Origin of the sequence: Citrobacter sp. Ce006 (assembly GCF_030336535.1) — a bacterium.
GTDB lineage: Bacteria > Pseudomonadota > Gammaproteobacteria > Enterobacterales > Enterobacteriaceae > Citrobacter > Citrobacter europaeus.
The window spans coordinates 26,729-47,747 of record NZ_JAOWDO010000054.1 but is presented as its reverse complement, the minus strand read 5'-3'; the positions used below and the strand labels follow the sequence as shown (position 1 = coordinate 47,747).

Below are 21,019 nucleotides of genomic sequence, written 5' to 3'. Positions count from 1 at the left end.
ATTTCATATCATGGATTTATGATTAATGTCCGTTACAAACAAAAACAGCGCCAGGCTGCGTGATGAAGAGCGTGCGCGTCTAATCTGGCTGCTGACCACAGATAAAGCCATTATTTCAACCCTGTTGGGCAAGCTTACCCTGGCTGAGCAATATGACGTCGGTACGTTAGCCGACGATATTGCTGAGGTAGGAGCGCTGGTAGCTCACCTGCCGCCGCCCGATTTGGCCGATACCCTGGAAGCCTTACCCTCTGAAGAGCGCCACGCCCTGTGGCGACTGGTCGAAAGTGAAAAGCGCGGTAACGTACTGCTTGAGGCGTCAGAGAACGTCTGGGACGATCTGATCGATGAGATGAGCGACCGCGAGCTGCTGGATGCGTTGCAATATCTTGATATCGACGAGCAGATTTATCTGGTCCAGCATCTCCCTCGTAACCTTACGGGACGACTGCTGGCAACGTTACCGGCCGAGGAGCGGGCGCGCGTCCGTCAGGTGCTGCACTACGAGAAGAACCGCGTCGGTGCGATCATGGAGTTCGAGGTCATCACCGTGCGTCCGGACGTGACGCTGGAAGTGGTGCAACGCTACCTGCGACGGCTGGGGAAAATGCCGGAGAACACCGATAAACTCTTCGTGACCGATCGTAATAAAGTGCTGGTCGGTGAACTGACGCTAACCTGTATTCTGCTCAATGATGTGCAGCGAAAAGTCAGCGAGGTGATGGAAGATGACCCGCTCACCTTTTCTCCGGAGGATATCGCCGAAAACGCTGCGCGTACCTTCGAACGTGACAACCTTGTCAGTGCCGCGGTAGTTGACCCTTCAGGTAAACTGATGGGGCGCTTAACCATTGATGAGATCGTTGATGTGGTTTATGAAGAAACCGATACCGATCTGCGTCGAATGGGGGGCTTAAGCGCCGAAGAAGATGTGTTTGCTCCCGTTACCAAAGCGGTAAAAACCCGCTGGGCATGGTTGGCCGTTAACCTCTGTACTGCCTTTATCGCTTCGCGAGTGATCGACGGCTTTGAACATACTATTTCGCAATTGGTGGCGCTGGCCTCGCTGATGCCGATTGTGGCGGGGATCGGCGGCAACACCGGGAATCAAACCATCACCATGATCGTTCGCGCGCTGGCGCTACAAAATATTCAGCCGGGAAACCTGACGTTTTTGATCCTGCGCGAAATGGGCGTAGCGTTGATTAATGGCCTCGTGTGGGGCGGAATCATGGGCGGCATTACCTGGTGGCTGTACGATGACATGGCGCTCGGCGCCGTGATGACTTTGGCGATGATGCTCAATCTGCTGATGGCGGCGTTGATGGGCGTTATTATTCCGATGACGATGGTGAAGCTCGGGCGCGACCCGGCGGTCGGCTCGAGCGTCATGATTACGGCAATCACCGATACCGGCGGTTTCTTTATTTTTCTCGGTCTGGCGACGCTGTTTCTGATGTAGCCGCACGTTGGCGTCTGACGATACGCGGCAAAATGAGCATCGTCATTACCCCGGCAACCACCCCAATCGCCAGGTTGCCGGTCGACACCGTGGCCGCGACGGTCACCAGCATCACCAGGGTTTCAGTGACGGGGAGTTTCGTCAGCGTGGTGGGCTGGATGCTGTGCCAACTGAAGGTTTTCACCGCCACAATCACCATAATCCCCGCCAGCACCGACATGGGGATTTTCGCCATCACTTCGCTTAAGGCGGTGACCAGCAGTAACAATACCAGCCCTGCGGCAAACGTTGAGACGCGGCTGCGTCCTTTACCCATCTCAACGTTAACGATGGTTTGACCAATCATCGCGCACCCGGCAATACCGCCATAAAATCCGGCCAGAATATTGGCTATCCCCAGCCCGGCGCTCTCGCGATTCTTATTCGACGGCGTAACCGTCAGATCATCCACCAGACGGGCGGTTAACAATGACTCCATCAAACCAACAAAAGCGATGCTCAACGCGCAGGGCCAGATAATCGCCAGCGTGTGCAGGTTGAGTGGGACGAGTAGCTGCGTTAATCCCGGCAGGCCGCCGCTCATTGAACCTTCGTCACCGACGGTCGGTAACAGTTGCCCGCTGGTGACAGTGAACAGGGTCAGCAGCACGATGGCGATAAGCGGTGCGGGGATTGCTTTAATAAAACGCGGAACCCAAAGCACAATCAACAGCGTCAGGACAAACAGCCCCCAGATTAGCGGGCTTTTACTCCAGAAATGCGGGACCTGGGCAAAGAAAATTAAAATACCCAGCGCGTTCACAAAGCCGGTCATGACGGCCGTAGGGATGAATCGCATCAGACGCGCCATTCCTAATACGCCAAACAGGATCTGAATCATCCCGGCCAGCACCACCGCAGGCAGAATATATTGCACACCGAATTGATGCACCATCGGGCCTATTACCAACGCAACCGATCCTGCAGCGGCGGTTACCATTGCCGGACGTCCGCCTAAAAATGACATCGCCAGGCACAGTACGACCGAGGCTATCAGGCTGACTTTAGGATCGACGCCGGCGATAACGGAAAAAGAGATCACTTCCGGGATCAGCGCCAGGGCGGTTACCACACCGGCCAGCGTTTCGCGAACCAGCAGACGGGGTTGGCGCAGGACGGCGCGGGTCGCGTGATCCGCGACAGCGACAGAGGAAGGATGATTTGCAGACATAGTTACACTCAGGTCAAAAATGGCCTGATACAGCAGACCGACAGGCATCCGTGCGGTGAATAGCAAAGCGCAGCATAGTACCTGTCTGACGGACTGGTTTCCAGAAATGATTGTCAATAACCGTATAAACTATCAACGTATTAATAACATTTTTAAAAATTAAATATAATTTATAAACAATATTTAATTATTTTTACTTAAGTGTTACCGTTGATGCCGCTCGATTTTCACCTGCATTAAAAGCAAAAAAGCGATACTAAAAGTAAGGCATTAACATTATGAAAAAAGTGACTGCCATGCTCTTCACCATGGCTGTAGGGCTGAACGTTGTCTCGATGGCAGCAAAAGCGAAAGCGGCGCAAGAGCAGGAAACGGATGTACTGTTGATTGGCGGCGGCATCATGAGCGCCACGCTGGGAACCTATTTACAGGAGCTGGAGCCGCAATGGTCAATGACCATGGTAGAGCGACTGGATGGTGTAGCGCAGGAAAGCTCAAACGGCTGGAATAACGCCGGAACCGGCCACTCCGCACTGATGGAGCTGAACTACACGCCTAAAAAGGCCGACGGTAGCATCAGCATTGAAAAGGCAGTCGAAATCAACGAAGCCTTCCAGATTTCCCGCCAGTTCTGGGCCTATCAGGTCAATAATGGCGTGATGCATGAACCACACTCATTTATCACCACGGTCCCACACATGAGTTTTGTCTGGGGTGACGAGAACGTGAACTTCCTGCGCGCACGTTACGCCGCACTGCAGCAGAGCACGTTATTCCGCGGTATGCGTTATTCCGAAGATCATGCGCAGATTAAAGAGTGGGCGCCGCTGGTCATGGAAGGCCGCGATCCGCAGCAGAAAGTCGCGGCAACGCGTACCGAGATTGGTACTGACGTAAACTACGGCGAAATCACGCGCCAGCTGATTGCTTCGTTGCAGAAAAAGCCCAACTTTGCGCTGCAACTGAGTACCGAAGTGCGTGGCTTTAAGCGTAATGCCGATAATAGCTGGACGGTTACGGTCGCCGATCTGAAAAATAACGAAACGGAACACGATATCAAGGCGAAGTTTGTCTTTATCGGTGCCGGTGGCGCTGCGCTGAAGCTGTTGCAGGAAACCGACATTCCGGAAGCGAAAGGCTATGCCGGATTCCCGGTGGGCGGGCAGTTCCTGGTTGCGGACAATCCGGACGTGGTCAATCGCCACCTGGCGAAAGTGTACGGTCAGGCCTCCGTTGGCGCGCCCCCGATGTCCGTACCGCACATCGATACGCGTATCCTTGATGGCAAACGCGTCGTGCTGTTTGGGCCATTTGCAACTTTCTCCACCAAATTCCTGAAAAACGGTTCATTGTGGGACCTGCTCAGCTCGACCACCACCTCGAACTTTATGCCGATGGTCAACGTGGGTCTGGATAACTTCGATCTGGTCAAATATCTGGTAAGCCAGGTGATGCTCAGCGATGACGACCGTTTCGCCGCGCTGCAAGAGTACTATCCGCAGGCGAAAAAAGAAGACTGGCGTTTATGGCAAGCGGGTCAGCGTGTGCAGATCATCAAAAGTGATGCGGAGAAGGGCGGTGTGCTGCGTCTGGGAACCGAAGTTGTTAGCGATAAAGAGGGCACGATTGCTGCGCTGCTGGGGGCTTCTCCGGGTGCGTCAACCGCGGCACCGATTATGCTGCATCTGATGGAAAAAGTGTTTAAAGATAAAGTGGCTAGCCCCGAGTGGCAGGCGAAACTGAAAACCATTATTCCGTCTTATGGTACCAGGCTGAACGGTAACGTTGCGGCTACGGAACAAGAACTGCAATACACCAGTGAAGTACTGGGGCTGAAATATGACAAGCCGCAGGTTGCTGATGAAGCGCCGAAACCACAGCTGAAACCTCAGGCACAGCCGCAGCCTGAGCAGAAAGCCGTCGCGGATATTGCACTGTAAATAAAATGCCGGATGGCGCTGTTGCGCTTATCCGGCATGGTTTATGCGTCTGTAGGCCGGATAAGGCGGTACGCCGCCATCCGGCACATTCACACTTAGCGCGCCACAGCGTCCTGAATCTTCTCTTCCGTTTTCCAGATACGGTATTTAACTTCCACGTTTTCCGGGGTGTAGACCACAATCGGCAACTTGCTGTTGTAACGCAGCATGCCGTCATCACCCAGATGCGCAGTAATGAATTTCTTCTCTTTCTTACCGTCCGGGCAGGCCATCATGGTTGAAACCGGAGAGGTAACTTTGTCAAAAACATAGTAATCATATCCCCAACCTTCCAGCGTTTTGCTATCCAGTTCACCGCCCAGACGGTGTTGATTACAGTCAACTTCCAGCGTTTGTCCGATCAGCAGTTCTACTTTCAGAGTAGATTCATCTTTCTCAGGGGTAAGCTGGATAACCTGGCGCTTCATACCCTTTTCCGCCTTGGGATAAGGGGCGACTTTTTCCAGCGGCTGAGCGGCGGTATCGTTACTGGCAGCCCATGCAGAGGTGCTGGCAAAGGCGGCGAAAAGTACGGCAGGGACAATTGTCTTCATCTTATTGTTCACAGTGTTTCCTTTCTTCTGTCTTATGAACGAGTCTGTAGCAGGTTAACATATTTGTATAATCTATTAATCTGGATTTACTTATATTTAAAGTGTATTGGGTAGTGGTTTACTATCAAAGTAGCGATATATTCCAGGAATTATCCTAATATTGAGATCTTTATCTTTTTGAGTTAACCGTTATATAAGTTGTTATATAACTCATTGAAATGTGAGCAAAAGCGCATTTTTTTCCGCCAACTCAACACTCCTTTGATCCGGCAACAGCATTTACCCCGATTGGGGTATGCACCTCTAACACATCCTGAAATATCTTACGGCTAAAAATAACTACTCATAAATAGTGCAGTTTTTTATGTCGTTCAACCCGCCGAGGGAGGGCGTCATTATGGAAGGACAATGTCATGGTTGATTTATCCCGTCGAGGCATGTTGACAGGTAGCTGGCGAAACGCCAGCGCGGGGATCCGTCCGCCGTGGAGCAAGGAAGACTCTTACTTTCTCGCCCATTGCCTCCGTTGTGACGCCTGCATCCAGGCGTGTGAAACCGACATCCTGCAGCGAGGCCAGGGTGGTTACCCGAGCGTAAATTTCAAACACGGCGAGTGCAGCTTTTGCTATGCCTGCGCAGAAACCTGTCCCGAATCACTTTTTCTTCCGCGCCACACCAGGGCATGGGATCTGAATTTTACGATTGGGGAAAACTGTCTCGCACATCAGTCCGTTGAATGTCATCGCTGTCAGGATAGCTGTGAACCCATGGCCATAACCTTTCGTCCCACGCTGTCCGGCATTTATCAGCCGCAGCTCGACAATCAGGCCTGTAACGGATGTGGCGCATGTGTCGCTATCTGCCCGGTATCAGCCATTAACGCGGAGTACAACCATGGACAATAACTGGCAGGTCTGCAGCCTGGTCGTTCAGGCCAAAAGTCAGCATATCAATGATATCGCCACCCAGTTGCGTTTGTTTCCGGGTTGCGAAGTTGCACTCAGCGATGTCGAAAGCGGTCAGTTGATCGTGGTGGTGGAAGCTGAGCACAGCGAAACGTTAATGAAAACTATTGAGTCAGTACGCAACGTTGCGGGCGTACTGGCGGTGTCGCTGGTTTATCACCAGCAGGATGAGCAAGGTGAGGAAACACCATGAAACTCAGTCGTCGTAGCTTTATGAAAGCTAACGCCGTTGCGGCCGCTGCGGCGGCTGCCGGGTTAAGCGTGCCGGGCGTAGCCCGCGCGGTAGTCGGTCAGCAAGAAGCCATCAAATGGGACAAAGCCCCGTGCCGTTTTTGCGGGACGGGCTGTGGCGTATTGGTCGGGACGCAGCAAGGGCGTGTTGTGGCATGCCAGGGCGATCCGGATGCGCCGGTTAACCGTGGGCTTAACTGCATCAAAGGTTACTTCCTGCCGAAAATCATGTACGGAAAAGACCGTTTAACGCAGCCGATGCTGCGCATGAAGGACGGTAAGTATCACAAAGAAGGCGAGTTTACCCCGATTAGCTGGGACCAGGCCTTTGACGTGATGGAAGAGAAATTCAAAACGTCGATGAAAGAGAAAGGCCCAGAGTCTATCGGTATGTTCGGCTCTGGCCAGTGGACGATTTGGGAAGGTTATGCCGCTGCCAAATTGTTTAAAGCGGGTTTCCGTTCCAATAACATCGATCCGAACGCGCGTCACTGCATGGCCTCAGCGGTAGTCGGCTTTATGCGTACCTTTGGTATGGATGAGCCGATGGGCTGTTACGACGATATCGAGCATGCAGACGCTTTTGTCCTGTGGGGCGCGAATATGGCGGAGATGCACCCGATCCTGTGGTCGCGCATCACCAACCGTCGTCTGTCCGATCCTAACGTGAACGTCGCGGTTCTCTCCACCTTCCAGCACCGCAGCTTTGAGCTGGCGGATAACGGTATGGTGTTCACGCCGCAAACCGATCTGGTGATCCTCAACTACATCGCTAACTACATCATTCAAAACAATGCGATAAACCAGGATTTCTTTAGCAAGCACGTTAACCTGCGTAAAGGCGTGACGGACATCGGCTACGGTCTGCGTCCAACCCATCCGCTGGAAAAAGCGGCGAAGAACCCGGGATCTGATGCCTCTGAACCGATGAGCTTTGAGGATTACAAAGCCTTCGTTGCTGAGTACACGCTGGATAAAACCGCCGAAATGACCGGCGTACCAAAAGATCAACTGGAACAGCTGGCGCAGCTGTATGCCGATCCGAAGAAAAAAGTCATCTCCTACTGGACGATGGGCTTCAACCAGCACACACGCGGCGTGTGGGCCAACAACCTGGTCTATAACCTGCACCTGTTGACCGGCAAAATTTCCCAGCCAGGCTGCGGCCCGTTCTCTTTGACCGGTCAGCCTTCCGCATGCGGTACCGCGCGTGAAGTCGGGACGTTCTCCCACCGTCTGCCTGCGGATATGGTGGTAACGAACGAAAAACACCGCGATATCTGCGAGAAGCACTGGAATATTCCGTCAGGGACCATTCCGGCAAAAATTGGTCTGCACGCCGTAGCACAGGACCGTGCGCTGAAAGATGGCAAGCTCAATGTCTACTGGGCGATGTGTACCAACAATATGCAGGCCGGTCCAAACATCAACGAAGAGCGTATGCCAGGCTGGCGCGATCCGCGCAACTTCATCATTGTCTCCGATCCGTACCCAACGGTCAGCGCCCTGTCAGCTGACCTGATCTTGCCGACCGCGATGTGGGTAGAGAAAGAAGGCGCCTACGGGAATGCGGAACGTCGTACACAGTTCTGGCGTCAGCAGATTAAAGCGCCGGGCGAATCGAAATCGGATCTGTGGCAACTGGTGCAGTTTTCCCGTCGCTTCAAAACCGAAGAAGTGTGGCCGGAAGAGCTGCTGGCGCAGAAACCAGAGCTGCGCGGCAAAACGTTGTATGACGTGCTGTTTGCTACGCCTGCAGTGACGAAATTCCCGGTGGCTGAACTGGCTGAAGATCAACTTAACGATGAATCCCGCGAGCTGGGCTTCTATCTGCAGAAAGGGTTGTTCGAAGAGTACGCCTGGTTCGGTCGTGGCCACGGACACGATCTCGCACCGTTTGACGATTATCACAAAGCGCGCGGTTTACGCTGGCCGGTTGTTGAGGGCAAAGAGACCCAGTGGCGTTACAGCGAAGGTAACGATCCTTATGTGAAAGCGGGTGAAAGCTACAAGTTCTACGGTAAGCCGGACGGCAAAGCAGTTATCTTCGCGCTGCCATTTGAGCCTGCCGCAGAAGCCCCGGATAAAGAGTACGACCTGTGGCTGTCTACCGGACGTGTGCTGGAGCACTGGCATACCGGCAGCATGACGCGTCGCGTGCCTGAACTGCACCGTGCTTTCCCGGAAGCCGTGCTGTTTATCCATCCGCTGGATGCAAAAGCACGCGATCTGCGCCGTGGCGATAAAGTCAAAGTGGTTTCCCGTCGTGGCGAAGTTATCTCGATTGTTGAAACGCGCGGGCGTAACCGTCCGCCACAGGGGCTGGTGTACATGCCGTTCTTCGACGCCGCACAGCTGGTGAACAACCTGACGCTGGATGCGACGGATCCGCTCTCCAAAGAGACGGATTTCAAGAAGTGCGCCGTGAAACTGGCGAAGGTGTAACGCGTTATGTCCCGGTCAGCAAAACCCCAAAATGGCCGCCGCCGCTTTCTGCGCGACATGGTTCGTGCAGCGGGCGGGCTGGCCGTCGTTGGCGTGGCGCTGGGGTTGCAACAACAAACCGCTCGTGCAAGCGGCGTGCGGTTGCGTCCGCCAGGCGCACTGAGCGAGGAAGCATTCGCCAGCGCCTGCGTGCGCTGCGGTCAGTGCGTTCAGGCATGTCCATATGACACGCTGAAACTGGCGACGCTTGCCTCCGGGCTGGCAGCCGGTACGCCGTATTTTGTCGCCCGCGATATTCCCTGCGAAATGTGTGAGGACATTCCGTGCGCCAAAGTCTGCCCCAGCGGCGCGTTGGACAGGGAAATTGAATCCATCGACGACTCGCGTATGGGACTGGCGGTGCTGCTGGATCACGAAAACTGCCTCAACTATCAAGGGTTGCGCTGCGATGTTTGCTATCGCGAGTGTCCGAAAATTGATGAGGCGATCACCCTGGAGCTGGACCGCAACATGCGTACCGGCAAGCATGCGCGGTTTATTCCAACCGTACACAGCGATGCCTGTACCGGCTGTGGGAAATGCGAAAAAGTCTGCGTACTGGAACAGCCGGCAATAAAAGTGCTGCCGCTGTCGCTGGCGAAAGGGGAGTTAGGACACCATTACCGCTTCGGTTGGCTGGAGGGGAACAATGGCAAATCGTAAACGTGATGCCGGGCGTGAGGCGCAGGCAAAAAAAGGATGGTGGAAGAGCCATCGCTGGCTGCTACTGCGTCGTCTGAGTCAGTTTCTGATACTGGCGATGTTCCTGAGCGGCCCGTGGCTTGGCGTGTGGATCCTGCATGGTAACTACAGCAGTAGTTTGTTGCTGGACGCCATTCCGTTCACCGATCCGCTGATTACCCTGCAAAGCCTGGCCAGCGGACACCTGCCGGCGACGGTGGCAATCACGGGGGCGGCCATCATCACGGTGCTGTATGCCCTGGCCGGTAAGCGACTGTTTTGCAGTTGGGTTTGTCCCATGAACCCGGTCACCGATTTAGCCAGCTGGTTGCGCAGAAGGTTTGACCTGAATCAGTCCGCAACCCTGCCGCGCCATATACGGTACGTCCTGCTGGTGGTTATCCTGGTCGGTTCTGCGCTGACCGGTACGCTGCTGTGGGAGTGGATAAATCCAGTCTCGCTGCTCGGACGTAGCCTGGTAATGGGATTTGGCAGCGGAGCGCTGCTGATCCTCGCGCTGTTTTTATTTGATCTACTGGTCGTTGAGCATGGCTGGTGCGGGCATCTTTGCCCACTGGGTGCGCTGTATAGCGTGGTGGGGAGTAAGGGTGCATTAACCGTTTCGGCAAAAGAACGTAACAGATGTAACCGCTGTATGGATTGTTTTCATGTTTGCCCGGAACCGCATGTGCTACGTGCGCCGGTGCTGGATGAGCAAAGTCCGGTGCAGGTAACCAGCCGCGATTGCATGGCCTGCGGTCGCTGCGTGGATGTCTGTTCTGAGGATGTTTTTACAATAACAACACGATGGAGTTCGGGAGCGAAATCATGAAAAGCCATGACCTGATTAAAGCGCTGAGTCAATGGACGGCTGCGCTGGCCCTGGTAGTCAGTGGGGCCGTTTGGGCTGCAAACGGAGTGGATCTGAGCCAGTCACCGGAAGTCTCAGGGACACAGGAAGGGGCGATTCGCATGCCGAAAGAGCAAGTGCGTATGCCGCTGAACTATGTGAATCAGCCGCCGATGGTTCCGCACAGCGTTGAAGGGTATCAGGTGACGACGAACACTAACCGCTGCCTGCAATGCCACGGTGTGGAAAGCTATCGCACCACCGGTGCGCCGCGCATTAGTCCGACGCACTTTATGGATAGCGACGGCAAGGTATTGGCTGAAGTCGCGCCGCGTCGTTATTTCTGCCTGCAATGTCACGTTCCGCAGGCTGACGCCGCGCCGATTGTTGAAAATACCTTCACCCCCTCGAAAGGTTACGGGAAATAAGAGGTCATTATGGAAAATTCTAACCGTAAACCAGGCTGGATTAAGCGCGTCTGGCAATGGTGGCGTCGCCCCAGCCGTCTGGCGCTCGGCACGCTGTTGTTAATCGGCTTTGTGGGCGGCATTATTTTCTGGGGCGGCTTTAATACCGGTATGGAAAAGGCCAATACAGAAGAGTTCTGCATTAGCTGTCACGAAATGCGCAATACGGTATACCAGGAATACATGGAAACCGTACACTACAACAACCGCAGTGGTGTGCGAGCAACTTGCCCTGATTGCCACGTCCCACATGAGTGGGCTCCGAAAATGATCCGTAAGATCAAGGCCAGTAAAGAGCTGTACGCGAAAGCACTGGGGTTAATAGATACACCGCAAAAATTTGAAGACCATCGTCTGACGATGGCGCAAAATGAGTGGCGGCGTATGAAAGATAATAATTCGCAAGAGTGTCGCAATTGTCACAACTTCGAGTTTATGGATTTAACCGCCCAGAAAGGCGTTGCGGCCAAAATGCACGACCAGGCCGTGAAAGACGGGCAAACCTGTATTGACTGTCATAAAGGGATAGCGCACAAACTGCCTGATATGCGCGAAGTCAAACCGGGCTTTTAACAGGATGTAGATAACCAGGTATGCTTGAAGCCAGAGAATTACTTTGCGAGCGGGATGACAGAATACTGTTCAGCGATTTGTCATTTCGCGTTAACGCAGGGGAATGGGTACAAATTACCGGCAGCAACGGCGCAGGAAAAACCACTCTGCTGCGGTTGCTTACCGGGCTGGCGCGTCCCGATGCAGGGGAGGTTTGCTGGCAAGAGCAACCGCTGCATCACGTACGGGACAGCTACCATCAGCAATTGCTGTGGATCGGACATCAGCCGGGGATAAAAACCCGGCTTTCGGCGTTGGAGAACCTGCGTTTCTTCCACCATGATGGCGACATCGCACAGTGCCTGGCTGCGCTGGCGCAGGCGGGACTTGCCGGATATGAAGATATCCCGGTGAACCAACTTTCCGCCGGGCAACAGCGGCGCGTGGCGCTGGCTCGTTTGTGGCTGACCCGCGCCCGGCTGTGGATCCTCGATGAACCTTTTACCGCCATTGATGTGAACGGCGTTGAGCGACTGACTCAGCGTATGGCGCAGCATACTGAGCAGGGCGGTATTGTTATTCTCACCACTCATCAACCGCTCAATGTCGAGACCGATAAAGTGCGACGTATTGCGCTGACCAGCGAGAGGGCAACGCAATGATGTGGCGAATCTTCCGTTTAGAACTGCGAGTTGCGTTTCGTCATAGTGCGGAAATCGCTAATCCTTTATGGTTCTTCCTGATTGTTATCACACTGTTCCCACTGAGCATTGGGCCGGAGCCGCAGCTACTGGCACGTATTGCGCCGGGCATCATCTGGGTTGCGGCGCTGCTGGCGTCGTTGCTGGCGCTGGAACGCCTGTTTCGTGATGATCTACAGGACGGCAGCCTTGAGCAACTGATGCTGCTGCCGCTGCCGCTACCGGCCGTGGTGCTGGCGAAAGTGATGGCGCACTGGGTCGTGACCGGCCTGCCGCTGTTAATCCTCTCGCCGCTGGTGGCGCTGCTGCTGGGCATGGATATGTACGGCTGGAAAATTATGGCGCTGACCTTGTTACTCGGAACACCGACGCTGGGCTTTCTCGGCGCGCCGGGTGTGGGGTTGACGGTGGGCTTAAAGCGCGGCGGCGTGCTGTTAAGCGTGTTGGTACTCCCGCTTACCATACCCTTACTGATTTTTGCGACCGCCGCGATGGATGCGGCTTCCATGCACCTACCGGTCGAAGGGTACATGGCGATTCTGGGCGCGTTGCTGGTAGGCAGCGCTACGTTAAGCCCGTTTGCCACAGCCGCGGCGTTACGGATAAGCGTGCAGTAGTGCAGTTAGATGTGCAGGCCGGGCAAGGCGCTCCGGCAAAACGGATATTAATTTATGGAGTCTGGTGACTGAACTATGTGGAAAACACTTCATCAATTGGCGATGCCTCCTCGGCTCTATCAGATCTGTGGCTGGTTTATCCCGTGGCTGGCAATTGCCAGCGCGGTGGTACTGATAACAGGATGGATCTGGGGCTTTGGCTTCGCGCCGGCGGATTATCAGCAGGGGCAAAGCTATCGCATTATTTATCTGCACGTTCCGGCGGCGATTTGGTCGATGGGTATTTACGCCTCGATGGCCGTTGCCGCGTTTATCGGCCTGGTCTGGCAGATGAAAATGGCTAATCTGGCGCTGGCTGCGATGGCGCCGATTGGTGCAGTGTTTACCTTTATTGCGCTGGTTACGGGGTCCGCATGGGGCAAACCGATGTGGGGAACCTGGTGGGTTTGGGATGCCCGACTCACCTCGGAACTGGTGCTGCTGTTTCTCTACGTTGGCGCCATTGCGCTGTGGCATGCCTTTGACGACCGTCGTCTGGCAGGTCGCGCTGCCGGTATTCTGGTGCTGATTGGCGTGGTCAACTTACCGATCATTCATTACTCGGTCGAGTGGTGGAATACGCTGCATCAGGGGTCAACCCGTATGCAGCAGAGTATCGATCCGGCAATGCGCGCGCCGCTGCGTCTGGCGATCGTCGGCTACCTGTTACTGTTTGTCACGCTGGCGCTAATGCGCATGCGTAACCTGATTTTGATGATGGAAAAACGCCGCCCGTGGGTGAGCGAACTGATCTTAAAAAGAGGCCGCCAATGACCCCTGCATTTGCATCATGGAGTGATTTTTTCGCGATGGGCGGTTACGCCTTGTATGTCTGGCTGGCTGTAGCCATGAGCGTTATCCCACTGGTGGCGCTGGTGCTGCATTCTGCGTTACAGCATCGCGCAATCTTACGCGGTGTGGCGCAGCAGCGGGCGAGAGAAGCGCGCATGCGTGCGGCGCAAGTGCAACGGGAGGCGGCGTGAATATTCGACGTAAAAATCGGCTATGGATTGCCTGCGCGGTCCTGGCGGGTCTGGCTTTGACCATTACGCTGGTGCTCTACGCGCTGCGTTCCAATATCGATCTATTTTATACGCCGGGAGAGATACTCTACGGTAAGCGCGAGACGCAGCAGATGCCCGAAGTCGGTCAGCGCCTGCGCGTGGGGGGCATGGTCATGCCCGGTAGCGTGAAGCGCGATCCGCAGTCGTTGAAGGTGAATTTCAGCATCTACGACGCCGAAGGTGTGGTGGATGTAACTTATGAAGGCATTCTGCCGGATCTGTTCCGCGAAGGGCAGGGCGTCGTCGTTCAGGGCGAGCTGGACAATGGAAATCATGTGCAGGCCAAAGAAGTGCTCGCCAAACATGATGAAAATTACACTCCGCCGGAAGTCGAAAAGGCGATGCAGGAAAACCACCGTCGTCCGGAAAGCGTGTATAAGGATAAAACGTCATGATGCCTGAAATTGGCAATGCGCTGTTGTGCCTTGCGCTTGGCGTTGCATTACTGCTGTCGGTCTATCCGCTGTGGGGCGTAGCGCGCGGTGATGTGCGGATGATGGCCTCCGCGCGGCCCTTTGCCTGGATTCTGTTTATCTGCGTGATGGGGGCGTTCCTGATTCTGGTCAACGCTTTCGTGGTTAATGACTTTACCGTCACCTATGTAGCCAGTAACTCCAATACCCAGCTTCCGGTCTGGTATCGGGTGGCGGCGACGTGGGGCGCGCATGAAGGTTCACTGCTGCTATGGGTGCTGCTGATGAGCGGCTGGACGTTCGCCGTTGCGGCGTTCAGTCAGCGTATGCCGCTGGATATCGTCGCCCGCGTACTGGCGGTGATGGGGATGGTGAGCGTTGGCTTCCTGCTGTTTATTCTGTTTACCTCTAACCCGTTTGCGCGCACGTTACCTGACTTCCCTATTGAAGGGCGCGATCTGAACCCGCTATTGCAGGATCCGGGGCTGATTTTCCATCCGCCGTTGCTGTACATGGGGTATGTCGGTTTCTCTGTAGCCTTTGCGTTTGCGATTGCCGCGCTGATGAGCGGACGACTGGACAGTACCTTCGCCCGTTTTTCTCGTCCATGGACGCTGGCGGCTTGGGTGTTTCTGACGCTGGGCATTGTGCTCGGTTCGGCCTGGGCCTATTACGAGCTGGGCTGGGGCGGCTGGTGGTTCTGGGATCCGGTTGAGAACGCCTCATTTATGCCATGGCTGGTGGGGACGGCGCTGATGCACTCGTTGTCGGTAACTGAACAGCGCGCCAGTTTTAAAGCCTGGACGCTGCTGCTGTCAATCTGTGCGTTCTCGCTGTGCCTGTTAGGTACTTTCCTGGTGCGTTCCGGCGTGCTGGTGTCGGTGCATGCTTTCGCCTCCGATCCGTCGCGCGGAATGTTTATTCTGGCCTTTATGGTGCTGGTCATTGGCGGTTCCCTGCTGCTGTTTGCGGTGCGCGGTCACAAGGTTCGCTCACGGGTAAACAACGCGCTGTGGTCGCGTGAATCGCTACTACTGGGCAACAACGTCCTGCTGATTGCCGCCATGCTGGTCGTGCTATTGGGCACGCTGTTGCCACTGGTGCACAAACAGTTGGGGCTGGGCAGCATTTCGATTGGCGAACCGTTCTTCAATACTATGTTCACCTGGCTGATGGCGCCGTTCGCACTGCTGCTGGGGATTGGGCCATTAGTGCGCTGGGGCCGGGACCGACCGCGTAAACTGAAGACGTTACTGATTATCGCGTTTGTCACCACGCTTGTTCTGTCGCTGCTGCTGCCGTGGCTATTTGAAGATCGCATTGCCGCTATGACGGTGGTGGGGCTGGCGATGGCGTGCTGGATATTCGTGCTGGCGATGTCCGAAGCGTACCTGCGTGTTTCCCGCGGGACAAAACTGACGGCCAGCTACTGGGGCATGGTATCGGGTCACGTTGGGCTGGCGGTTACCATTGTCGGTATCGCCTTTAGCCAGAACTACAGCGTAGAACGCGATGTGCGCATGAAAGCAGGTGATAGCGTCAGTATCCATGACTATCAGTTTACTTTCCGCGAAGTGAAAGACATTACCGGACCAAACTACCGGGGTGGCGTTGCCATTATCGGCGTTACCCGTGATGGCAAACCGGAAGCCACGCTGCATGCGGAAAAACGCTTCTATAACAGCACCAGCTCGATGATGACCGAAGCAGCAATTGACGGCGGATTCACACGCGATCTGTACGCTGCGCTGGGGGAAGAACTGGATAACGGCGCATGGGCTGTGCGTCTGTACTACAAACCGTTTATTCGCTGGATTTGGGCCGGAGGATTGCTGATGGCGCTGGGCGGGTTGTTCTGCCTGTTTGATCCACGCTATCGCCAGCGCACACGTCCTCGCGCTGCGGTGCAAAAAAATGCGTCGGAGGCTGTATGAAGCGCAACGCACTGTTAATTCCGTTTATTATTTTTCTCATTATTGCAGCGGCGTTGCTGTGGCAGTTAGCGCGTAACGCTCAGGGGGACGATCCCACGAATCTGGAATCGGCGCTGATCGGCAAACCTGTTCCGACATTCCGCCTGGAGTCGCTGGAAAATCCGGGTCAGCACTATCAGGCCGATGTGCTGACGCAGGGCAAGCCAGTATTGCTGAACGTCTGGGCGACGTGGTGCCCGACCTGTCGCGCCGAGCATCAGTATCTGAATCAGCTGTCTGCGCAAGGTGTGCGGGTAGTGGGCCTGAACTATAAAGACGATCGTCAGAAAGCTATTGTCTGGCTGAAAGAGCTGGGCAATCCATACGCATTAAGTCTGTTTGACGGCGACGGTATGCTCGGTTTGGATCTGGGCGTGTACGGCGCGCCGGAGACGTTTCTGATCGACGGCAAAGGCATTATTCGCTATCGCCATGCCGGTGATCTGAATGCCCGGGTGTGGGAGAGCGAGATCAAACCGTTGTGGGATAAGTACAGTAAGGAGGCTAAGCAATGAGATTTTTACTGGGCCTGCTGATGCTGGTTATCTCGGGATCTGCGCTTGCGACTATCGACGTGATGCAGTTTAAGGATGAAGCGCAGGAGCAGCAGTTCCGTCAGCTTACCGAACAATTGCGCTGTCCTAAATGCCAGAACAACAGTATCGCCGATTCTAACTCGATGATTGCCACTGACCTGCGCCAGAAAGTGTATGAACTGATGCAGGAAGGGAAAAGTCAGAAAGAAATTGTTGATTATATGGTGGCGCGCTACGGCAACTTCGTCACTTACGATCCACCCTTAACACCGCTTACCGTGCTGCTGTGGGTGATGCCGGTGGTAGCGATTGGTCTGGGCGGCTGGATTATTTTCGCCCGTACTCGCCGACGTGTCCGGGTGAAACAGGAAGCGTTTCCTGACGACGTTATTCCGGAAGGCAAGCGCGGTGGATTTGGGCTGTTTGTGCCTGGTATCGTGGTAGCGCTGGTGGTTGGCGCAGTGAGCTATTATGAAATCGGCAGCTATAAGCAGGTTCAGGTCTGGCAGCAGGCCACCGCTCAGGCTCCGGCCCTGCTGGAACGCGCGTTGGATCCGAAAGCTGACCCGCTCAATGAAGAGGATATGACACGTCTGGCGCTGGGACTGCGCACGCGTTTACAAGCCGATCCCGCAAATGTTGAAGGCTGGATCATGCTTGGGCGTATTGGCATGGTACTCGGTAACGCCAGTACAGCCACTGAAGCCTATGCCAATGCCTATCGACTGGATCCTAAAAATAGCGATGCGGCGCTGGGCTACGCGGAAGCGCTGACCCGTTCATCCGATCCTGATGATAACCGTCGGGGAGGGGAGCTGTTACGTCAACTGGTGCGTGGCGAGCATGCTAACGTGCGGGTTCTCAGCATGTACGCGTTTAACGCTTTTGAACAGCAGCGCTTCGGCGAGGCGGTTGCGGCGTGGGAGATGATGCTGAAATTATTACCCGCCAACGATACCCGTCGGGCGGTAATAGAACGCAGTATTAAGCAGGCGATGGAGCAGCTAACGCCGCAGGAGAAGTAAGAGTCCAGATTGCCCGAAGGCGTGTTGCTTTCGGGCCTGTGCGGGCTTTGTAGGCCGGATAAGACGCTGCTGCGTCGCCATCCGGCATCTCATTGATTACTGCATGCCGCGCGTTTGCAAAAACAGGATGGTGGCAGCAACGCGAGAGCGCACGTTCAGTTTGCGCAGCAGGTTGCGAATATGCACCTTCACCGTCTGTTCGGAAATATTCAGCACTGACGCAATCTGTTTATTCGACAGCCCCTGAGCCAGTTCATGCAACACATCCAGTTCACGTTCGGTGAGAATGCTGAACGGATCTTCTTGAGCGCCGAACAGGTCGCGTTCGCGCAGATATTCACTGACGCGTGTGCTAAAAGCTTTACCGCCTTTGGCTCCGCTGCGAATGGCCTCCAGCAGGACTTCAGGATCGCTGTCTTTAAGCAAATAACCATCTGCGCCGGCATCAATTAGGGCGTACACATCGCTGGCGGCATCCGAAACGGTAAGAATAATAATCTGCGCGGTGACGCCATCCCGGCGCAGCGCATTCAGGGTATCCAGTCCGCTCATCCCTTTCATATTGAGATCTAACAGGATCACATCAAGGTCCAGGCGGTTTGCCAGATCGATAGCGCTGGCGCCATCACCCGCTTCCGCGACTACGTTAAATGCGGGATCCAGTTGCAATAATTGACTAATTCCTCGCCGCATTAGTGGGTGGTCGTCAACAATCAGCACCCGAAAAGGCGTTGCTTCAGGCATACTATTCTCCTGAGTTTTTATTAGTATCATTATTGTTTTCAGCGCATCAATCGTCCAGATTCATCACGCTGATGAGAGGATAAATTTTACCCCAATTTGTGCATGGGTAAGTAGTAAAACCTGTGCTGAAGGTAGTGGTAATACTCAGGAAGACGGAATCGCAGACATAAAAAAACCAACCACAAGGGTTGGTTTTTCCGGGATTTTTGGTCGGCACGAGAGGATTTGAACCTCCGACCCCCGACACCCCATGACGGTGCGCTACCAGGCTGCGCTACGTGCCGACGCTATGGCTGCTAATACTACTGCTTTCCGCTGCGAATGCAAGAGGATGCTTCGCTAACTGATTTATAATTAATCAGTTAGCGATAAATCGTTTCTCGTCCGTCAGAACCTGTAGCAGCAGGCTTAGCTGTGGTTTCTGATCTTTTATTTTCTCGCCGCGTAAATCATAGGTTTGATAATTACCGTTGTTATTCAGCACCAGCGTCATTTCTGGCGTGGTAACGGCCATCGTGCTGCCGTCGGCGGCGGTAACCCAGTAATGACGGCGGGTTGCATTGAACAGATCCTGCCCCTGCGAGTACTCGTTAGCTGGCGTGCTGACGTGCAACAGGCGCTGCATAAGCGTTGTCATCAGGTCTGTATGATCGGTCAGGCTATTGATGCGCTGGGCAGGCGTTCCCGGCCAGTGAATAACCAGAGGCACCTGCAGATGACCGCGTGACCAGGCAAAATTGTTCTCTTCCTGCGTCAGCGGCACACCGCGGCCTGCGGTAATAATCACCACCGTGTTGTTCAGTTTGCCGGAGTCTCGCAGGGCGCTAAGCACGCGGTTGATGTTGGCATCCACATCCTGAGCGGCGTTGGCATAGCGTCTGGCAAAGTTCTTCTGGTTGCTGTCATCAAGGTTCGTGCCGTTAAAGGAGACCCACGAGAACCAGCGGTTATCTTCCTGCGCGTAGCGTCCCAGCCAATTAATCCACTGGCTTGCAGTTTGTTCATCAGATTGTGTTTGCACGCTCGGCATGGAGAAATCTGACAGCAGCGCCTGGCGATAAAGCGGGCTGGTAAAGCCATCCGAGGAGAACAGCCCTAACTGATAACCCTGCTGATTCAGTGCAGAAATCAGCGCCGCAGGCGTTCGGGTCGACAAAATGCCGTCCATGTAGCTTGGTGAGACACCGTAGAACAGGCCGAAGATCCCGTTATCCGTGGTGTTGCCGGAACTCATGTGACGCGTAAAGGAGATATTTTGCCCGGCGAATTCAGCCAGCGCAGGCATCTGCTTTTCAAAGCGTGAGTAGTTCAGGCCGTCGACGGTGATCAGCAGGACGTTCTGACCAGTGCCCATATCACGATAGCGCAGTTCGCTAAGCGGGTATTGCACGGAAACCGCTTCCGGATTGCCCTGTTCGATCAGGCGACGCTGATACTCTTGCGCGTCCAGCAGGCCATGTTTTTCCAGGAACTTACGTGCCGTCATCGGGTAGGAGAGCGGCAGGTTCGCGCGCTGCATAGTAATCGGGCGATAGAAATTGGCATCTGCCCAGATATACACCACGTGCGAGGCGATAAAGGAAACGAAGAAGAATGCGGCTAACGGTTTAGCAAAATGTCGACGACGCGTCAGGCTGCGCAGCTTTTGCCAGCTCCAGGTCGCAAACAGCATTTCAATTAACAGGATAACCGGCACGCTGATAAACATCAGCTGCCAGTCACGCGCCGCTTCGTTCTGGTCAGGGTTGATGACCAGTTCCCAGACAATCGGATTGAGGTGCAGGTGGAAGCGGGTGAAAACTTCGCTGTCGATGAGCAACAGCGTCATGCCTGCCGTCGCCAGAATAGCTGATAAGAATCGCATCAGTCTCTGGGACATGACGATAAACGTCAGGGGAAACAGGATCAGCAGATAGGTGGCGAACACCAGAAAGCTAAAATGCCCGACAACGCTCAGATAGGAATATACACGACCTGCAAGGGTTGTCGGCCAGTCGGCGACAAACAGGTAACGGCTACCGAGCACCATGGCCAACAGAATGTTGAACAAGGCAAACCAGTGCCCCCAGCTAACCATCTGGGAGACTTTCTCACGGTAGCGCTGACGATGAGTTACCATAAACTGTTGTTCGTTTCCCCGGAGCAGGCTCTTAATGCGCTTGGTCGTCGTTTACCGAAGACTGCAATGCGCGGGCAAAAGAGTTGGCAATCGCCTGGCGCTGGGCCGGTGCGATGCTTGTATTGATAAGGTTAGTCACCATATTTCCCAGTACCATCAGGGAAAGGTCGGTCGGCGCCTTATGTTTTTCCAGTACGTTGAGCATCTCATTCAGCAGTTGTTCAACGTGTTCGTCACTATAGCGGGAAATTTGTGGCATAAATCGAAATCAGTCTGTTCATGAAAGGGCAACATATTACCGTACGGACAGTTTTTTTTCTGCTTTTTTATCTTCTATTGCGTCACTGCCCGGC

Annotated in this window: 22 protein-coding genes and 1 tRNA gene; 17 read left to right on the top strand and 6 right to left on the bottom strand. The window is 54.5% G+C overall.

Annotation, left to right across the window (positions count from 1 at the left end; genetic code table 11):
• Nucleotides 1-25 precede the first annotated feature (25 nt).
• Nucleotides 26-1,462, top strand: coding sequence for a magnesium transporter (mgtE, locus tag OGV94_RS01870; protein ID WP_043017008.1), 1,437 nt, complete (start codon nucleotides 26-28; stop codon nucleotides 1,460-1,462).
• Here mgtE and OGV94_RS01865 read toward each other — a convergent pair.
• Nucleotides 1,425-2,672, bottom strand: coding sequence for a SulP family inorganic anion transporter (locus OGV94_RS01865; RefSeq protein ID WP_286522484.1), 1,248 nt, complete (start codon nucleotides 2,670-2,672; stop codon nucleotides 1,425-1,427). The two genes, mgtE and OGV94_RS01865, sit on opposite strands and share 38 nt — an antisense overlap.
• 278 nt (nucleotides 2,673-2,950) lie before the next feature.
• Between OGV94_RS01865 and mqo the strand changes: the two genes are divergently transcribed.
• Nucleotides 2,951-4,612, top strand: a complete 1,662-nt coding sequence (gene mqo / locus OGV94_RS01860; protein ID WP_043017007.1) for a malate dehydrogenase (quinone) — start codon at nucleotides 2,951-2,953, stop codon at nucleotides 4,610-4,612.
• Nucleotides 4,613-4,707: 95 nt separating this feature from the next.
• On the opposite strand, the gene eco is transcribed toward mqo, so the two are convergent.
• Nucleotides 4,708-5,205 (bottom strand): serine protease inhibitor ecotin, encoded by a 498-nt coding sequence (gene eco, locus OGV94_RS01855; protein ID WP_286522591.1) that lies wholly within the window; start codon nucleotides 5,203-5,205, stop codon nucleotides 4,708-4,710.
• A gap of 413 nt (nucleotides 5,206-5,618) precedes the next feature.
• On the opposite strand from eco, the gene napF reads away from it, so the two are divergent.
• From napF to OGV94_RS01780, 15 genes are all read left to right on the top strand, one after another.
• The gene (gene napF, locus OGV94_RS01850) at nucleotides 5,619-6,110 is read left to right on the top strand and encodes a ferredoxin-type protein NapF (RefSeq protein ID WP_181231238.1); all 492 of its coding nucleotides are present in this window, start codon (nucleotides 5,619-5,621) and stop codon (nucleotides 6,108-6,110) included.
• Nucleotides 6,100-6,363 carry a chaperone NapD gene (gene napD / locus OGV94_RS01845; protein WP_080626296.1) on the top strand — a complete coding sequence of 88 codons (264 nt, stop codon included), beginning with the start codon at nucleotides 6,100-6,102 and terminating at the stop codon, nucleotides 6,361-6,363. The genes napF and napD overlap by 11 nt, the downstream gene beginning before the upstream one ends.
• On the top strand, nucleotides 6,360-8,846 hold the full coding sequence (gene napA, locus OGV94_RS01840) for a nitrate reductase catalytic subunit NapA (RefSeq protein WP_043017005.1): 2,487 nt from the start codon (nucleotides 6,360-6,362) through the stop codon (nucleotides 8,844-8,846). The genes napD and napA overlap by 4 nt, the downstream gene beginning before the upstream one ends.
• A gap of 6 nt (nucleotides 8,847-8,852) precedes the next feature.
• Nucleotides 8,853-9,548: a ferredoxin-type protein NapG gene (napG, locus tag OGV94_RS01835; protein ID WP_043017004.1), complete on the top strand. Its 696-nt coding sequence runs from the start codon at nucleotides 8,853-8,855 to the stop codon at nucleotides 9,546-9,548.
• Nucleotides 9,535-10,398, top strand: a complete 864-nt coding sequence (gene napH, locus OGV94_RS01830) for a quinol dehydrogenase ferredoxin subunit NapH (RefSeq protein WP_043017003.1) — start codon at nucleotides 9,535-9,537, stop codon at nucleotides 10,396-10,398. The genes napG and napH overlap by 14 nt, the downstream gene beginning before the upstream one ends.
• Nucleotides 10,395-10,844 (top strand): nitrate reductase cytochrome c-type subunit, encoded by a 450-nt coding sequence (gene napB / locus OGV94_RS01825; protein ID WP_016153772.1) that lies wholly within the window; start codon nucleotides 10,395-10,397, stop codon nucleotides 10,842-10,844. Before napH ends, napB begins: the two co-directional genes overlap by 4 nt.
• Before the next feature lie 9 nt (nucleotides 10,845-10,853).
• Nucleotides 10,854-11,456 (top strand): cytochrome c-type protein NapC, encoded by a 603-nt coding sequence (napC, locus tag OGV94_RS01820; RefSeq protein WP_006683729.1) that lies wholly within the window; start codon nucleotides 10,854-10,856, stop codon nucleotides 11,454-11,456.
• 20 nt (nucleotides 11,457-11,476) lie between these two features.
• Nucleotides 11,477-12,097 (top strand): cytochrome c biogenesis heme-transporting ATPase CcmA, encoded by a 621-nt coding sequence (gene ccmA / locus OGV94_RS01815; RefSeq protein WP_043017002.1) that lies wholly within the window; start codon nucleotides 11,477-11,479, stop codon nucleotides 12,095-12,097.
• Nucleotides 12,094-12,753 (top strand): heme exporter protein CcmB, encoded by a 660-nt coding sequence (gene ccmB / locus OGV94_RS01810; RefSeq protein WP_003027542.1) that lies wholly within the window; start codon nucleotides 12,094-12,096, stop codon nucleotides 12,751-12,753. Before ccmA ends, ccmB begins: the two co-directional genes overlap by 4 nt.
• A 75-nt stretch (nucleotides 12,754-12,828) precedes the next feature.
• Nucleotides 12,829-13,566 carry a heme ABC transporter permease gene (locus OGV94_RS01805; protein ID WP_043017001.1) on the top strand — a complete coding sequence of 246 codons (738 nt, stop codon included), beginning with the start codon at nucleotides 12,829-12,831 and terminating at the stop codon, nucleotides 13,564-13,566.
• Nucleotides 13,563-13,775, top strand: a complete 213-nt coding sequence (gene ccmD / locus OGV94_RS01800) for a heme exporter protein CcmD (protein ID WP_016157004.1) — start codon at nucleotides 13,563-13,565, stop codon at nucleotides 13,773-13,775. Before OGV94_RS01805 ends, ccmD begins: the two co-directional genes overlap by 4 nt.
• Nucleotides 13,772-14,251: a cytochrome c maturation protein CcmE gene (ccmE, locus tag OGV94_RS01795; protein ID WP_080626297.1), complete on the top strand. Its 480-nt coding sequence runs from the start codon at nucleotides 13,772-13,774 to the stop codon at nucleotides 14,249-14,251. The genes ccmD and ccmE overlap by 4 nt, the downstream gene beginning before the upstream one ends.
• Nucleotides 14,248-16,203 carry a heme lyase CcmF/NrfE family subunit gene (locus OGV94_RS01790; RefSeq protein ID WP_047409894.1) on the top strand — a complete coding sequence of 652 codons (1,956 nt, stop codon included), beginning with the start codon at nucleotides 14,248-14,250 and terminating at the stop codon, nucleotides 16,201-16,203. The genes ccmE and OGV94_RS01790 overlap by 4 nt, the downstream gene beginning before the upstream one ends.
• A complete protein-coding gene (dsbE, locus tag OGV94_RS01785) occupies nucleotides 16,200-16,757 on the top strand; it encodes a thiol:disulfide interchange protein DsbE (protein ID WP_080626298.1) in 558 nt (185 codons plus the stop codon). Before OGV94_RS01790 ends, dsbE begins: the two co-directional genes overlap by 4 nt.
• Nucleotides 16,754-17,803: a cytochrome c-type biogenesis protein CcmH gene (locus tag OGV94_RS01780; RefSeq protein WP_043016997.1), complete on the top strand. Its 1,050-nt coding sequence runs from the start codon at nucleotides 16,754-16,756 to the stop codon at nucleotides 17,801-17,803. Before dsbE ends, OGV94_RS01780 begins: the two co-directional genes overlap by 4 nt.
• A gap of 96 nt (nucleotides 17,804-17,899) precedes the next feature.
• On the opposite strand, the gene narP is transcribed toward OGV94_RS01780, so the two are convergent.
• The 4 genes from narP to OGV94_RS01760 form a co-directional block, all read right to left on the bottom strand.
• On the bottom strand, nucleotides 17,900-18,547 hold the full coding sequence (narP, locus tag OGV94_RS01775; RefSeq protein WP_016153764.1) for a nitrate/nitrite response regulator protein NarP: 648 nt from the start codon (nucleotides 18,545-18,547) through the stop codon (nucleotides 17,900-17,902).
• A gap of 207 nt (nucleotides 18,548-18,754) precedes the next feature.
• Nucleotides 18,755-18,831, bottom strand: a tRNA-Pro gene (locus tag OGV94_RS01770).
• 74 nt (nucleotides 18,832-18,905) lie between these two features.
• The gene (gene yejM, locus OGV94_RS01765) at nucleotides 18,906-20,666 is read right to left on the bottom strand and encodes an LPS biosynthesis-modulating metalloenzyme YejM (RefSeq protein ID WP_043016996.1); all 1,761 of its coding nucleotides are present in this window, start codon (nucleotides 20,664-20,666) and stop codon (nucleotides 18,906-18,908) included.
• Between the two features lie 31 nt (nucleotides 20,667-20,697).
• Entirely contained in the window at nucleotides 20,698-20,925 is a 228-nt protein-coding gene (locus OGV94_RS01760; RefSeq protein ID WP_003027506.1) for a YejL family protein, read from the bottom strand.
• Nucleotides 20,926-21,019 lie beyond the last annotated feature (94 nt).